This is a genomic window from Fusibacillus kribbianus (genome assembly GCF_030053595.1).
Classification (GTDB): domain Bacteria; phylum Bacillota; class Clostridia; order Lachnospirales; family Lachnospiraceae; genus Lientehia; species Lientehia kribbiana.
The window spans coordinates 276,154-289,062 of the sequence record NZ_JASGBQ010000001.1; the positions used below are offsets into that span (position 1 = coordinate 276,154).

Sequence of the window (12,909 nt, forward strand, 5' to 3'; positions counted from 1 at the left end):
TCCACCTCAAACTCACAAATATTCAAACAGCATTTCTGTCATCTCATCGCGGATGGCATACTGCTCCATCTTTTCCTGAAGCCCCTCATCCTCTGAGGCCTGGGCCTTTAATATTCCGTCCAGCCGTCCCACACGGCTTCCGGCAGGCTGGCTTCCGTCGCCGCTGTAGCCTGCACTTCCCCTGGCCACCGGCTCCGCCCCGCCGTCATAGATCTCATATTCCAGAGTTTCTCCGTAAAACAGGGAGAGTAACTTTACAAAATATCCATCGAAAACATGGGGCATGGTCTCCACCACCACATCCCCGCCGTCGGGAAGGATCCGCTGATGGATCCAGAGGTTCTGATTTTTCTTCCCATGATATTCGATCACGGTTTTTCCCATCAGATCCCCGGGCAGCTCCACAAACCGCGCCAGCTTTTTATAATAGGCAAAAATGATCCGTTTTCTGGAAAGCTCGTCAATGATGGCCTGGCAAAGTTCGATCTGTTTATCGGTCAGGCTGTCTTCTCTGCTGTAATACTTGGTAAGTGCCAGCATGCAGATATCCGGCAGCCCGTTTTTTACCTCAGAGCGCTCCGCCTGAATCTCAATATATCCGAGAACATCCCTGTCAAAGGCCTCACTTTCCTCAAAATACCGGCTGCTCTTCACCACCAGGTACGCCCGGATCAGGCTCTCATCGATGGATTTTCCCTCGATATAATAACGGAACACTCTGTCCAGCTGCAGATGCACACCATCAAACAGCATCTGCCCGAGAAGCCGTTCCGGCATGTCATAAAGAGTCACATGGCTGGCAGCGGCCGCCGCCAGAACCCGGTACATGGCCGAGCTCAGGCCATTGTAATGGCAGCACAGATATTCTATGACCACATCGTCATAGCGTCCCTTTTCAAAGCAGTAACAGGCCATCTCCAGAAGAAGCACGTCCTTCTCGAAATGACGCTTCAGAATCATTCGGGAGGTCATCTTGAAGATCCGGCTGACACCAAGCTGCCGATACCCGTACCGGGCAGCCATCCGGTAAGCCTCCTCATAGTAATCCTTCGTGATCAGCGCCTCCAGAACCTTCTGGCGGTCCTCACTGTTCAAAAGCTTCTTGTCAATATCCAGAAGATATTCATCGCAGGCATCGGTCTCCTCCATCCGGTAATAATAGGAGACGATCTCCGACACCAGCTTTTTCCGGTAAAGACCGTGGATATTTTCCTCCTGGGAAATATCCTTGAGGACATCGATATCCTCTGAGCTGTATTCCTTCTTTTCCAGTATCTGCTGACATTTTAACAGCCGAAGCATCTCATGGGCAGGATACATCTGGGCCGTCCGTTCGCAAAGCTCCGGACTTTCCATCATATCCGAAGCTGTATAGGCGATATTGCCGTAGCGGCTTCCGTAATCGTCCTGGAAAAGCACATGTACATTTTTCAGATAAACAGGCACGTAAGCTCTGCCGCCGTGCAGAGTGACCACTGTCTCTCCCTTCATCTCCTCGTAGCAGAGCACCGCCTGGCACATCTGAGGATTTTCACAGCGGATCTCCTTTGCATAGAGAAGCTTCGGCAGAACGCGGGCGATCTTTTCATCCACCATTTCCGGATAGATCATCCCGTCATAGATCTTTGCCAGATCACAGTTCATATGGCTCTGGAACAGCTGCTCCACCGCAAAGGTTTCGATCTGTCCCTCATATGCCCGGTAAACCTCCTCGTCCTCCTTCATATAAGTAAGGACATTCAGATAAAGCACCGCCTGGGTACGGTAATCCAGCGTATGGTTATAGGAGAAATACAGAAGGATGATCCTCGGAAGAGCCCCCTCATAATCCTCCGGCAGCGCATACAGATAATATTCATAAAGACGTGTCAGATGAACATCCTCCTCCACGCCCTTTGCATACCAGGAAAAGGCCTCCCTGCTCCGGCAGTCGCTGCGGATCAAAAGCGCACAGACAGCCGTCAGCGCCTCTCTGGAGGGATACGACTCGTAGATCTTCCCGACAAGCCGCAGTGCAAGCCCCCTCCCTTTTTTCACCTGGATAGATTGCAGAGCGGCAGCCTTTGCCAGCTCCTCCGTCATAAGGCCGTACCGGCAGCCAAAAAACAGGCTCTGGATCTCAAAATCCTCCATGACCCGCAGAAGCTCCGGCGTCCTGCTTAAGATCCGGCATACGGCCAGGTACAGATACGGACTCCTGCTTCCCTTGCGGAAATGAGCCTTCAGCCTGGAAAGAGCCAGACTGTCATTCTCCATAAGCTCCGGATCGGTCTTCATGAGGATATAAAAGGCCATATCCACCGCAGTTCCGTCCTCATAATATCTCCTCAGAAGCTTGACCATGGTCTGCTTCTGAACGGCATCCTTACTCTCCTCAGCCTTGAGATACATATAATAACAGTAGGAAGCCGGGTCGCGGTCCCGGTTGTCAAGGACCTCCTCCTTTACCTCCTCCAGAAACTGCCTCGCCTGCTCCCCCTTCTCCTGAAGCAGGGAAACATCCGCCTGATACAGCCGGATGACAGCAGGGACCCTGGCTGTGGCATGGGCTCTGGAAAGAGCCGTCTGCATGCTGTTGAGCAGCAGATTCTGTTCATACTGCCCTGCCTCCTGCTTTAAATAAAGGGAAACAAAATTCGCGAAATCCCGTTTCCAGGAAGGGCCGTCGGTCCACAGACGGTTGGAGCGGAGCACTGCCGAGACAGGAAGCACCGCCTCGTCATAAAGTCCACTCACACGGATCCTTCCGTAATTTTTTCCTGCATGAAGCCGGTCATAACGCACCGTATAGGGTACACTGCAAAGATCTCCGTCAAAATCGGCGTCGGTCACCGCAGGTCTGTCAAACTGGATCCAGTCACTGTCAGAGGAAAGCTCCAGGCGAACATATCCCCAGCCGCTCCTTTGGACGGTCAGCGTATCGCAAAAGCTCTCCTCCGGAAGCTGGTACTCCTTCTCCGCCTCCCTCACGGTAAAACGGACAGGCTCCTTCGCTCCGGTGCCCACAAGAAATTCCTCCAGGGCATTCTGACGGCTTCCTCTGCCCCAAAGGCCGTCATACAGCGTACGGATCCCCGCCTCCTGCATGAACGGACATTTTATAAAATCGGAGGACTCAAAAAACCTGAGAGCCTCCTCTCCATTCTCTTTTACCAGACCGGTAAAATCCTCCAGGGACTCTATCTTTCGTCCCTCCGGATTCACCGCGCAGACATGGAAACAGTAGGGAATCCGGAATTCCCCGCCGCTGCATACGATCTGAAACTCTCCCTCGATATCCTCCTCAGCATAGGAGGCATCCACTTCATAGATCACCCGACAGTCTCTGCCCATAAAATTGTCACTGAACAGGCTGACTCTCTGGTTGGTGGAATAAACCAGACCCTTGACACTGCCTCCCTGTTCACAGACAATGCGGAACTCATCCCGCATCTTATCATCAAAAATCACAGTTCCCTCGATCTCTGCCGCAGAAAAAGAAACCTGCACATCGCCGTATTCGATCAGTCCCTTTGCGAGACGGTTGATTCTTTCCTTCATTTTCCCTGTGTCACCTGCCTTTATTCCTGTATTCTATCATAAAAAGACATACTTCGCACTAGAAAACCGATTTTTTGACAAAAAAATTAAAATCCATCTTAAAGTATCCCCACTTCTGTGGTATGCTGAGAAAAACTTTGATCTGCAGCCTCTTCGTCTGCAGGTCCCATTCGGAGGAACCAAACATGACAAAGACTATTACCCGCACAGAACAGTTTACCGCCATCATGAACGAAATGACCTCCTGGTTCAGCCGTTCCACCTTCCGTATCAATCATTTTCTGAAGGTGTGGGCCTTTGCCAGACACATCGGCCTTTCCGAGGGTCTCCCTGAGGATACCCTGTTTCTTCTCGAAATAACGGCATTGATGCACGATATCGGCATAAAGCCCAGCGAAGAAAAATACGGATCCCCCGCCGGGAAATATCAGGAGCTGGAGGGCCCCATTGCCGCCCGTCCGATTCTGGAGGCCCACGGCTTTTCCGGTGAGCAGACAGACCGCATCTGTTACCTGATTGGTCATCACCACACCTACAAAAACATGGACGGTCTGGATTACCAGATCCTTGTGGAAGCGGATTTTCTTGTAAATCTTTTTGAAGAAGGCCATTCCAGAGCTTCCATCGAAAGTGTCCGCGAAAAGATCTTCCGCACAGCAGCCGGAAAAAAATGCCTGGATACCCTGTATCTCGGACCGGAGGGTCTGATTCCCGCAGAAGAAAACTGACCTCTATTTCGCCACATTGATCCCGTCACCGAAATCCAGCACATGAGGATAGTGGGTCTTCCGCTTTTCCACCGGCGGAAGTTCCATGTAATCCCCATAAAACCCCCTCAGGATTCCATCAATATCATTGGGAAAATTCAACATCACATCCTCAAAGGGATATTTGACGAGAGGATAAGTCTTTACCTTCTCAACCGTATTCCAGTTAGGATCCGTATCGCAGGGGAAGCCCATCCTTTTTGTCTCTTTATCATCATATTTTCTGCACTGTCTGATGCATCTTTTGTAGATCCACCGGGGCGAAATGTGAAACAGCTTCATTGCCCCGTTCACAAAGCTGCAGACTGCCTGAGCTGCGGTCCGTTTCCAGCCGGTCAGACTCATATAGGGATGAGAAATGGTTCTCAGAATCAGGAGCTTACTCCAGAACCAGGCAGACCACACCTGCCTGCTGTAGGCAAATTTACCGTCCGCCAGATTATCATAGGCGTACAGGTCAAGGAAAATGCCCAGCTCACAGTCCACATCCTTCAGGGCCTCCTCCCGGAATACAGTCCCCTTTTTGCAGAGTCTGGTAGTCATCAGCGGATAATTGGGATCCGTCTCTGCATTGAGAATATAATACTTGTCCGAAAGCTTTTCCTGCACAAGCTCCATGGCTCTGTCAAAGTCCTTCCGGGGCATGGCTACGTCAATATCGTCGTCCCAGGGAATGAAGCTCCTGTGGCGGATAGCTCCGATCCCAGTGCCCGCGATGCCGAAATAGCGAAGCCCGGCTTCGTCGCATACCGCCATAAAATCCTTCAGGATCTGAAGCTCCGTCTGCTGCACCCTCTTCAGCGTTTCCGGTTCATAAAATCTGCTGCTCATCGTATTCCTCCATTTATCCGTATAACTGATTTTCTGCCCCTCTCTGTGATTCCGGACGAACCAGCCGCCGGATCACATAGGCTGCCATCATAAGCCCCGCCACCGGAGGCACAAAGGCAATGCTTCCCGGCACCGGACGGCCCGCGGTTCCCTTCGTCTCAGTCTCAGCAGAGGCTCCTCTGCCGGACAGCTCTACCCTTTTTCCGCAGGAGACCGGCTCTTCTCTGGAATAAAGGACCGTAAGTCCCTTTACGCCCCGTTTCTTCAACTCCCGCCGCATGACACGACAGAGAGGGCAGACCTTCGTGTCGTAAATATCCGCGATCTCAAAGGCAGACGGATCCAGTTTATTCCCTGTTCCCATGCAGCTGATGATGGGAACCTGATATTCCTCTGCCAGAACTGCCAGAGCTATTTTCGCCGATACCGTATCAATGGCATCCACGATAAAATCCGGTTTTTCCTCAAAAAAAACTTCAGCATTTTCCGGAAGCACAAACTGCTCATGAAGAGAAATGCTGATTTCCGGATTGATGTCCAGAAGCTTTTCCTTCATGACCTTCGTTTTATGGAGACCCACGGTACTGTGGAGAGCAATGCTCTGACGATTGATGTTGGTGACAGACACCGTATCATTGTCCACGAGAGTCAGATGACCCACACCGCTCCTGGCCAGGGCTTCAATGCAGTGAGACCCCACACCGCCGATGCCGAAAACGGTCACACGGCTGTTTTTCAGACGCTCCATTCCGTCTTTTCCCAACAAAAGCTCCGTTCTGGAAAATTCATGCAGCATGATCCGTTATCTCCCTCCTTCTGTATTTTCCCAGCAGAAAAATTCCGCATAGAATCAGGATCGGAAATCCCACGGCCGCAAGAAGTCCTGTCTTCAGATCTCCGCCTGCCGCCTCCGCCACCATTCCCACCAGAGTGGGGCCGGAAGAGCAGCCCAGATCTCCGGCCAGGGCCATAAAGGCAAACATGGCCGTTCCGCCGCCCGGCAGTGCTGCCGATGCCATACTGAAGGTTCCCGGCCAGAAAATTCCCACAGAAAATCCGCAGAGTGCACAGCCCAGAAGGCCCACCATGGGATTTTTCGTGCAGGACGCCAGCACATAGCAGCCAATGCAGAGGACTGCGCTCCCCGCCATGAAGCTTCGAAGGGGAATCTTTTCGCTGAATTTCCCATAAAGAGCCCGGGCTGTTCCCATCAAAACGGCAAAGGCACAGGGTCCCGCCAAATCTCCCACCGTTTTCGACACATGGAGGGCTGATTCTGCAAAAGCCGAAACCCACTGACTCATGGCCTGCTCTGAGGCTCCGGCACAGACCATGACCACGATAAAAAGCCAGAACAGCTTTTCCCGAAAGAGGGAGCCAAAGGACATTTTTTCATGCTCCCCGGTCACCGGATAAATGGGGACAAACAGAAAATAAAAGGCATTTACCAACGGAATCACGGCCCAAAGGCAGGCCAGTACCCTCCAGTTTTCAATTCCGAAGATCCGGAAAAATCCGGTACAGACCACCACCAGAAGCACATGGCCCCAGCAGTAAAAGGAATGGAGAAGGCTCATGGCCGCCTCTTTTTTCTCTGTGGGACAGGATTCTACGATAGGGCTTATAAGCACCTCAATGATACCGCCGCCGACGGCGTAAAGGACCACTGCAGTCAGAAGACCCGCATACGCGTTCCCGAAAAGGGCAGGAAATACGGCCAGTCCAACCAGTCCTGCCGCCGCAAACAGGTGGGCCGCCACAATGGAGACCCGATATCCGATCCTGTCAATGAATTTCGCCGACAAAAAGTCCACACATAGCTGGATCAGAAAATTGGCAGTGGTGATCAGCGTGATCTTTTCCAGACTCAGAGAAAAGCTCCCCGCAAAGGTGAGAAAAAGAAGCGGTGCAAAATTATTTACCACCGCCTGTGTGATATATCCGATATAGCTGGCATAAATGGTATGACCGTAGCTGTTTCTGATCCGTTTCATCATGATTCCGTACTCCTGCTTTCTCCGGCGTTCTGCGATGCCGTATCTACGACCATCCTATCACGAATACATACTTTTTTCCACCGCCATTTTTCCGAAAATTTTCTCTGTGCCTCTTGTCACCGGAAGCTGCAGCAGTTATAATAGAAATCCAGGAACGTATGTTTGATATTGATTCTTCCAGCCGCCAGGTCGGCAGAACGGAGATTTTTATGGATTTATTTGATTATATGAGGGAAACAAATCAGGAAAAGGAAGCTCCGCTGGCTGCCAGGATGCGCCCCGCCTCCCTGGAGGAGATCGTGGGTCAGAAGCACATCATCGGAAAGGGCACGCTCCTTTACCGGGCCATTGCTGCTGACAAGCTGAGCTCCATCATCCTGTACGGCCCTCCCGGGACAGGTAAGACCACCATTGCCAAGGTCATCGCCGCCACCACGAAGGCTGACTTCATGCAGATCAACGCCACCTCCGCCGGCAAAAAGGATATGGAGGAGGTCGTTGCCAAAGCGAAGGACAGCCTGGGTATGTTCGGCCGAAAGACCATCCTGTTTATCGATGAGATCCACCGCTTCAATAAAGGACAGCAGGATTACCTCCTTCCCTTCGTGGAGGACGGCACCGTCATCCTCATCGGTGCCACCACGGAAAATCCGTATTTTGAGGTGAACAGCGCTCTCATTTCCAGGTCCATTATCTTCCGGCTGGAAAGTCTTACAAAAGAGGATGTGAAGGAGCTTCTGATCCGTGCCATGAACGACAAGAGCCGCGGTCTCGGCGGCCTTTCGGCAACGGCAGACGAGGCTGCCCTGGACTTTCTCGCCGACATCTGCGGAGGGGATGCCAGAAGTGCACTGAACGCCCTGGAGCTTGGTGCTCTCTCCACTCCCCGCAGTGAGGACGGACAGATCCACATCACTCTCGACGTGGCCCAGGAGTGCATCCAGAAGCGGGCCATCCAGTATGATAAAACAGGAGACAACCACTACGACACCATCTCCGCTTTTATCAAGAGCATGCGCGGCTCCGACCCGGATGCGGCCGTCTATTATCTGGCGCGGATGCTTTATGCCGGAGAGGACATCAAATTCATTGCCCGGCGTATCATGATCTGTGCCAGTGAGGATGTGGGAAATGCAGATCCCCAGGCCATCCAGGTGGCTGCGGCTGCCGCCCAGATCGTGGAACGGGTCGGCATGCCGGAGGCCAGGATCCCGCTGGCCCAGGCTGCCATCTATGTGGCCTCCGCCCCCAAGAGCAATGCCAGCTATCTGGCTATTGATGCCGCCCTGGATCGGGTCCGTTCCGAAAAGATCAAAACCGTCCCGCCCCACCTTAAGGATTCCCATTACAAGGGAGCAGCAAAGCTGGGCCATGGCCTGGATTACAAATATGCCCATGACTATCCCGATCACTATGTGAAACAGCAGTATCTGCCTGATGAAATTCTGGGAACCACCTTTTATGAGCCTACAGAAATGGGGTATGAAAAAAAGATCAAAGACTGGCTCAACCGGTTAAAAAAGGATTGAAGAAAAGAAAAAAGGCCGATGGCCTTTTTCTTTATTTTTCCTCTTTCTTCAGATCGTCCCAGCTGAATTTTTCTCCGCACAACGGAAGGAGGAGAAGCCTTGTCTCTCCTATAGTCAGAATGTCATAAGGTTTCATAACCACATTATTCAACACCACTTCATCGTTGATATAGAAAAGCTCTCTGGATTCTCCCGGCTGTGCAATGAACATTCTGCTCTTGGGTTCATAGATCACAACTGCATGTTTTCTCCGGGAAACGCTGAAATCCTGACTGAGCTGGATATCCATTTCCGGAGAACGTCCGATGAAATTCCGCCCGGTCTTCAGCTTAAAGCCCTCTCCGAAATAGGCGCCCTCTATGGCAATCAGATAACCGACCACCGGCTCCGTGCCGATCGTCCTGGAATAATAGCTGACCGTTTTATTATCATCCTCACCGACCTGCCAGAACCCTGCCTGATTCATCTGCGGTCTCCACTGCTCAGAGATCGGCTGAACCGGACTTTCCTGTGAGATCGGAGAAGCAGAAGCCTCTGCATCCATTTCAGGCACCGGTGCTTCTGCCTCAGGAGATGCCTGCGGTGCTGCAGTCTGAGGCGCTGCAGCCTGTGCGGCCTGCTGATTAAGGGGCATCGTGTATCCCGGACCGTTCATCTTATCTGAACAATACGGACAGGCAGAAAATTTGCTGCTGTCATAATAATGTCCATTGCTGCATTGTACTAATTTCATATCTGATTCTCCTTCCATTTCTTCCAAATTCTATTTCGTGTAAACCTCCGCCGGTTTAGTCAGTCACTCTCTTTGTACAGAAAACATAAAACGGAAATATTATCCAGCCTTTGGGGCGGCCCGCAAAACACTGCACGTATAAGCTCCAGAGCCGTTTTCTCAAACTCCGGACACATTTCCATGGTCTTTCGGATCTGCACTTCAGAAAGTCCCTTATATAATCCGTCGCTGCAAAGCAGTATCCGGTCATTGTCCTCCAACAAAAGCGGCTCATCCGGGCAGTCCCACACTTCAATCCCCTTCATGCCAAGATAAGTGATCAACGCCTCTCCATCCGATAATCCTTTTTCATATTCGTCAGAAGAAATCTCTCCGGCAGCAAGCCTCTGCTCCAGCAGAAGTCTGTAATTATGCATCCTGACGAGCCGTTTCAGGCTGCCGTTCCGTAAAAGATAGATCATACTGTCTCCGGCTGCCGCATAGGTCATACAGTTTCCCTGAATAAAAACTGCAGCCAGGGTCGTTCCTCCCCCTAAAGGCTGTCCATTTTTATCCTTAAGCTCCGCTACGGTTTCATCCAGGCTGCGTATCGCTTCTTCCCAGTAACGCGACATGGGAATTTCGCCTCTTGGTCTCTCCAGAAAATACTGAGATAACCCGTCCACTGCACAGGCACTGGATCGTTCCCCATGGGCAAGGCCTCCCATCCCGTCACAGACGACCCCCAGCACACCATCATCCAGAACCTGATACATGAGACAGTCTTCCTGGTAAGACCTGGTGCCGGTCACACTGACTGCAGAAGCACTCAGATTTGGCGGAAGCTCCCGTACCCGGAACAGATTTTCAGTAATTACTTCTCCCATTTGACATCATCCCTGCAAAACGCAATAAATTCCAGAACTGTTTCTCCGATCTTAAACCGGTCGCCGGTCAATAATTCCGCCGGCTGATCTACAAGCACTCCATCCTTCCAGGTCAGAGTTCCCTGACCCGGTACAAGAAGAAACTGGTTTTTCCTTTTTTCATAAACAACACTGCAGTGAACGCCCCGTGTGATCCCATCATCTTCAAAAATACAGACATCCATCCGATGGCTGCGGCCGATCTGATTGAATCCATAACGGAGCCTGTAGTCCCGCCCCTGCTCCGGACCCTCCACACATACAAGCCATCCCGTCACATACATATGAGTAAGCAGTCCCTCCGATTCAGAATCCATGACGGTCCTGTTCTCATCTGCCGCCCGGGCTGCCTCTTCCCATCTCGTATAAGAAGACATATCTGTACGCACAGCCGGATTCTTTGTCCGGGGCTCCTGCCGGCAAAATGGACATTCTTTATATTTTTCACTGTCATAAAAATGCCCCGCATGACAACGTGCAATTTTCATAAATATATCCATCCCTCTAAAATAAATACTGGTTTGTTTTATTCTAACAGATGAACGCTTATCCATACGAGTTTGCTGTTTTTACAGGGTAATTTGTCATTTTTAACATTTTCGCCTAAAAACAACAAAAGAGCAGTTAAAACTGCCAAAATCTTTATCGCTTATTCTGCTCTGTTATAATGAAAACAAGAATTCAAATCATCAATTCAGGAGGGATTTTCCTATGCTGCGCTTTCTGTTATTTATTATGTTCCTGTTGATTTCTTTTGCCCCTGTAATGGGCGCTGTTAAACTGAAAAACAACCGGCTGATCGGAATCACCGCAGTGACCGGTCTTCTGTCTATTCTGATCATTCCCTGGATCATCGGTGCAGTCCTGGTCGGCAGGCAGCTTCCTGAAAATTACCAGCCCCGCTTTTCTTTCGGAGTATTTGCCGGTTTCTGGGCAGTTATGCTGGCGGCTTTTCTGTTCCTTCCTTTCCTGTCTTACGGGTTCGGGACTCTGAACGGTTATCAGCTTTTTTCTCTGGCCGGCTACGGCGGTGATGGCAGCGGTCTTATCCTTCTGTTTCTTGCCGCCCTGGCAGGAGCTGCCGTGGCCAGCCTCTTTCTCAGAGGCCGCAGGCTTTTCACCGGCGAAATGATCATGGCTTTTGCAGTTTCCTATACTTATTTCTTCCTGGGTTTTTCTTCCTTTGCGGTCCTCGATGCTTTTGCGTCCATGCTCGCGGCATTTGGCGTATATTTCCAGTTCATCATGATCTTTGCCGCCATTGCCTTCCTGTATTATATGTCATACCACGCGTTCGATCCGGCGCCGCATACCACTGTACACAGACAGCCTGCTGCAGGAACCACACCCCGGCAGGCATACAGACAGCCGCAGAACCGTCCCGCTCCGGCACCTGCAGTTTCTTATCCGCAAAAACCCGCTTCTCTGAAAATACGCTGTGTCCGGGGTGAATACGAGGGAGCCGAATTTCAGTTGAAACAAAAGGAGCATCTGATCCTGGGAACGGATCCGGAACAGGTAAATCTGATTTTTTCTTCCCCGGAAATCAGCCGTCTGCACTGTTCCATCCTCTGTACTGACACGCCCGGAAAAGTACGCATTACTGACTTTTCTTCCAATGGCACTTATTTATCTGATGGAACCAGACTTCCTGCCGGAACTCCAGCGGAGTATTCCCTTCCCTGTACCGTATTTTTCGGAAATCTGCCTCAGACTTTTGAAATAACCGGACTGTAAAAGTCAAAAATTCCGTATCCCCCACCGGGGATTACGGAATTTTTTATATATGTTTCTCCTCCAGTGCTTCTCTGACCGCACCGGCATACCGTCTGCTGACAGGAACTGTCTTTTTATTGAAGAGGATCAGCTCTCCGGCGGACAGTCCCATCACATAGTTTTTATTGACAATATAGCTCTGATGGCATCTGAGGAAGCCCTTGTCTTCTACTTCTTTCCATAACTCATCCATTTTCCGATAAAATTCCACTGTTTCGTTTTCCATAACAGCTGCGATCTTCCTCACCCGGCTCTCAAAAAACTGTACGTTTTTAAGCCGCAGTCTCTGTTTGCAGCCTTGAATGGAAAACTGCAGAAACTCCTCAGCCGGATGGAGTTTTTCTCTGATATACCGGTTAAGTACCTGTTCAGCAACCTGCACGGACACCGGCTTCGCAATAAAATCAAAGACATGAAAACGATAACCGTAAAGAGCCAGCTCTATTGCCTCTGTCTGAACAATAACATCCACTGCCAGGCCCTGATTGCGGATAAGCTCCAGAATCCTCAGGCCATTACTTCCCGGAAGAACAAGGTCGAACACCAGAAGATCCTGGTGAAACTTTTCTTCCATGATATCCCGGGTCAGCCGGGCTCCCGACTCATAAAAAGTAAAGCGAACATCCTCCACATCAAACAATGTATGAAAGAGAATGTTCGCTGTCTGTTTCTGATACCGGATATCAGAATCACAAATTGCTACCCTTAACACCTTTTCACACTCTTTCTTAATACTTTCATTTCCCCTTGCTCTCTTTCAGTATAGCAAAATCATCTGTCAAAAAAGTGTGTGACATAATTTGTGACATTTTTTTCCTCTATTTTGTCACA

At 50.6% G+C, this 12,909-nt stretch carries 11 protein-coding genes; 3 read left to right on the forward strand and 8 right to left on the reverse strand.

Going from position 1 to position 12,909, the window contains the following annotated elements; all coding sequences use genetic code 11:
- Positions 1-12 precede the first annotated feature (12 nt).
- Positions 13-3,540 carry a DUF5717 family protein gene (locus tag QJ036_RS01360; protein WP_283229628.1) on the reverse strand — a complete coding sequence of 1,176 codons (3,528 nt, stop codon included), beginning with the start codon at positions 3,538-3,540 and terminating at the stop codon, positions 13-15.
- A gap of 185 nt (positions 3,541-3,725) precedes the next feature.
- Here QJ036_RS01360 and QJ036_RS01365 point away from each other — a divergent pair, with 185 nt between their 5' ends.
- A complete protein-coding gene (locus QJ036_RS01365; protein WP_283229629.1) occupies positions 3,726-4,268 on the forward strand; it encodes an HD domain-containing protein in 543 nt (180 codons plus the stop codon).
- A 3-nt stretch (positions 4,269-4,271) separates the two neighbouring features.
- Here the strand turns inward: QJ036_RS01365 and QJ036_RS01370 are convergent, their stop codons facing one another.
- From QJ036_RS01370 to QJ036_RS01380, 3 genes are read right to left on the reverse strand one after another with little or no spacing between them, the layout of a single operon-like run.
- Positions 4,272-5,138: a LicD family protein gene (locus QJ036_RS01370; RefSeq protein WP_283229630.1), complete on the reverse strand. Its 867-nt coding sequence runs from the start codon at positions 5,136-5,138 to the stop codon at positions 4,272-4,274.
- A gap of 13 nt (positions 5,139-5,151) precedes the next feature.
- A complete protein-coding gene (locus QJ036_RS01375; RefSeq protein ID WP_283229631.1) occupies positions 5,152-5,934 on the reverse strand; it encodes a tRNA threonylcarbamoyladenosine dehydratase in 783 nt (260 codons plus the stop codon).
- On the reverse strand, positions 5,924-7,135 hold the full coding sequence (locus tag QJ036_RS01380) for an MFS transporter (RefSeq protein ID WP_283229632.1): 1,212 nt from the start codon (positions 7,133-7,135) through the stop codon (positions 5,924-5,926). Before QJ036_RS01380 ends, QJ036_RS01375 begins: the two co-directional genes overlap by 11 nt.
- A 209-nt stretch (positions 7,136-7,344) precedes the next feature.
- Between QJ036_RS01380 and QJ036_RS01385 the strand changes: the two genes are divergently transcribed.
- Positions 7,345-8,664, forward strand: a complete 1,320-nt coding sequence (locus QJ036_RS01385) for a replication-associated recombination protein A (RefSeq protein ID WP_283229633.1) — start codon at positions 7,345-7,347, stop codon at positions 8,662-8,664.
- A 31-nt stretch (positions 8,665-8,695) separates the two neighbouring features.
- Here QJ036_RS01385 and QJ036_RS01390 read toward each other — a convergent pair whose 3' ends face one another.
- From QJ036_RS01390 to QJ036_RS01400, 3 genes are read right to left on the reverse strand one after another with little or no spacing between them, the layout of a single operon-like run.
- Positions 8,696-9,397 carry an FHA domain-containing protein gene (locus QJ036_RS01390; protein ID WP_283229634.1) on the reverse strand — a complete coding sequence of 234 codons (702 nt, stop codon included), beginning with the start codon at positions 9,395-9,397 and terminating at the stop codon, positions 8,696-8,698.
- Between the two features lie 59 nt (positions 9,398-9,456).
- Positions 9,457-10,263, reverse strand: a complete 807-nt coding sequence (locus QJ036_RS01395; RefSeq protein ID WP_283229635.1) for a PP2C family protein-serine/threonine phosphatase — start codon at positions 10,261-10,263, stop codon at positions 9,457-9,459.
- Positions 10,251-10,790, reverse strand: coding sequence for an FHA domain-containing protein (locus QJ036_RS01400; RefSeq protein ID WP_283229636.1), 540 nt, complete (start codon positions 10,788-10,790; stop codon positions 10,251-10,253). Before QJ036_RS01400 ends, QJ036_RS01395 begins: the two co-directional genes overlap by 13 nt.
- 223 nt (positions 10,791-11,013) lie before the next feature.
- Between QJ036_RS01400 and QJ036_RS01405 the strand changes: the two genes are divergently transcribed.
- Entirely contained in the window at positions 11,014-12,039 is a 1,026-nt protein-coding gene (locus QJ036_RS01405) for an FHA domain-containing protein (RefSeq protein ID WP_283229637.1), read from the forward strand.
- Positions 12,040-12,082: 43 nt separating this feature from the next.
- Here the strand turns inward: QJ036_RS01405 and QJ036_RS01410 are convergent, their stop codons facing one another.
- A complete protein-coding gene (locus QJ036_RS01410) occupies positions 12,083-12,790 on the reverse strand; it encodes a LytR/AlgR family response regulator transcription factor (RefSeq protein ID WP_283229638.1) in 708 nt (235 codons plus the stop codon).
- Positions 12,791-12,909: the final 119 nt, after the last annotated feature.

Coding starts and splice junctions, on each gene's coding strand:
- QJ036_RS01360 (WP_283229628.1), bottom strand. CDS start 3,540: ATGAAGGAAAGAATCAACCGTCTCGCAAAGGGACTGATCGAATACGGC.
- QJ036_RS01365 (WP_283229629.1), top strand. CDS start 3,726: ATGACAAAGACTATTACCCGCACAGAACAGTTTACCGCCATCATGAAC.
- QJ036_RS01370 (WP_283229630.1), bottom strand. CDS start 5,138: ATGAGCAGCAGATTTTATGAACCGGAAACGCTGAAGAGGGTGCAGCAG.
- QJ036_RS01375 (WP_283229631.1), bottom strand. CDS start 5,934: ATGCTGCATGAATTTTCCAGAACGGAGCTTTTGTTGGGAAAAGACGGA.
- QJ036_RS01380 (WP_283229632.1), bottom strand. CDS start 7,135: ATGATGAAACGGATCAGAAACAGCTACGGTCATACCATTTATGCCAGC.
- QJ036_RS01385 (WP_283229633.1), top strand. CDS start 7,345: ATGGATTTATTTGATTATATGAGGGAAACAAATCAGGAAAAGGAAGCT.
- QJ036_RS01390 (WP_283229634.1), bottom strand. CDS start 9,397: ATGAAATTAGTACAATGCAGCAATGGACATTATTATGACAGCAGCAAA.
- QJ036_RS01395 (WP_283229635.1), bottom strand. CDS start 10,263: ATGGGAGAAGTAATTACTGAAAATCTGTTCCGGGTACGGGAGCTTCCG.
- QJ036_RS01400 (WP_283229636.1), bottom strand. CDS start 10,790: ATGAAAATTGCACGTTGTCATGCGGGGCATTTTTATGACAGTGAAAAA.
- QJ036_RS01405 (WP_283229637.1), top strand. CDS start 11,014: ATGCTGCGCTTTCTGTTATTTATTATGTTCCTGTTGATTTCTTTTGCC.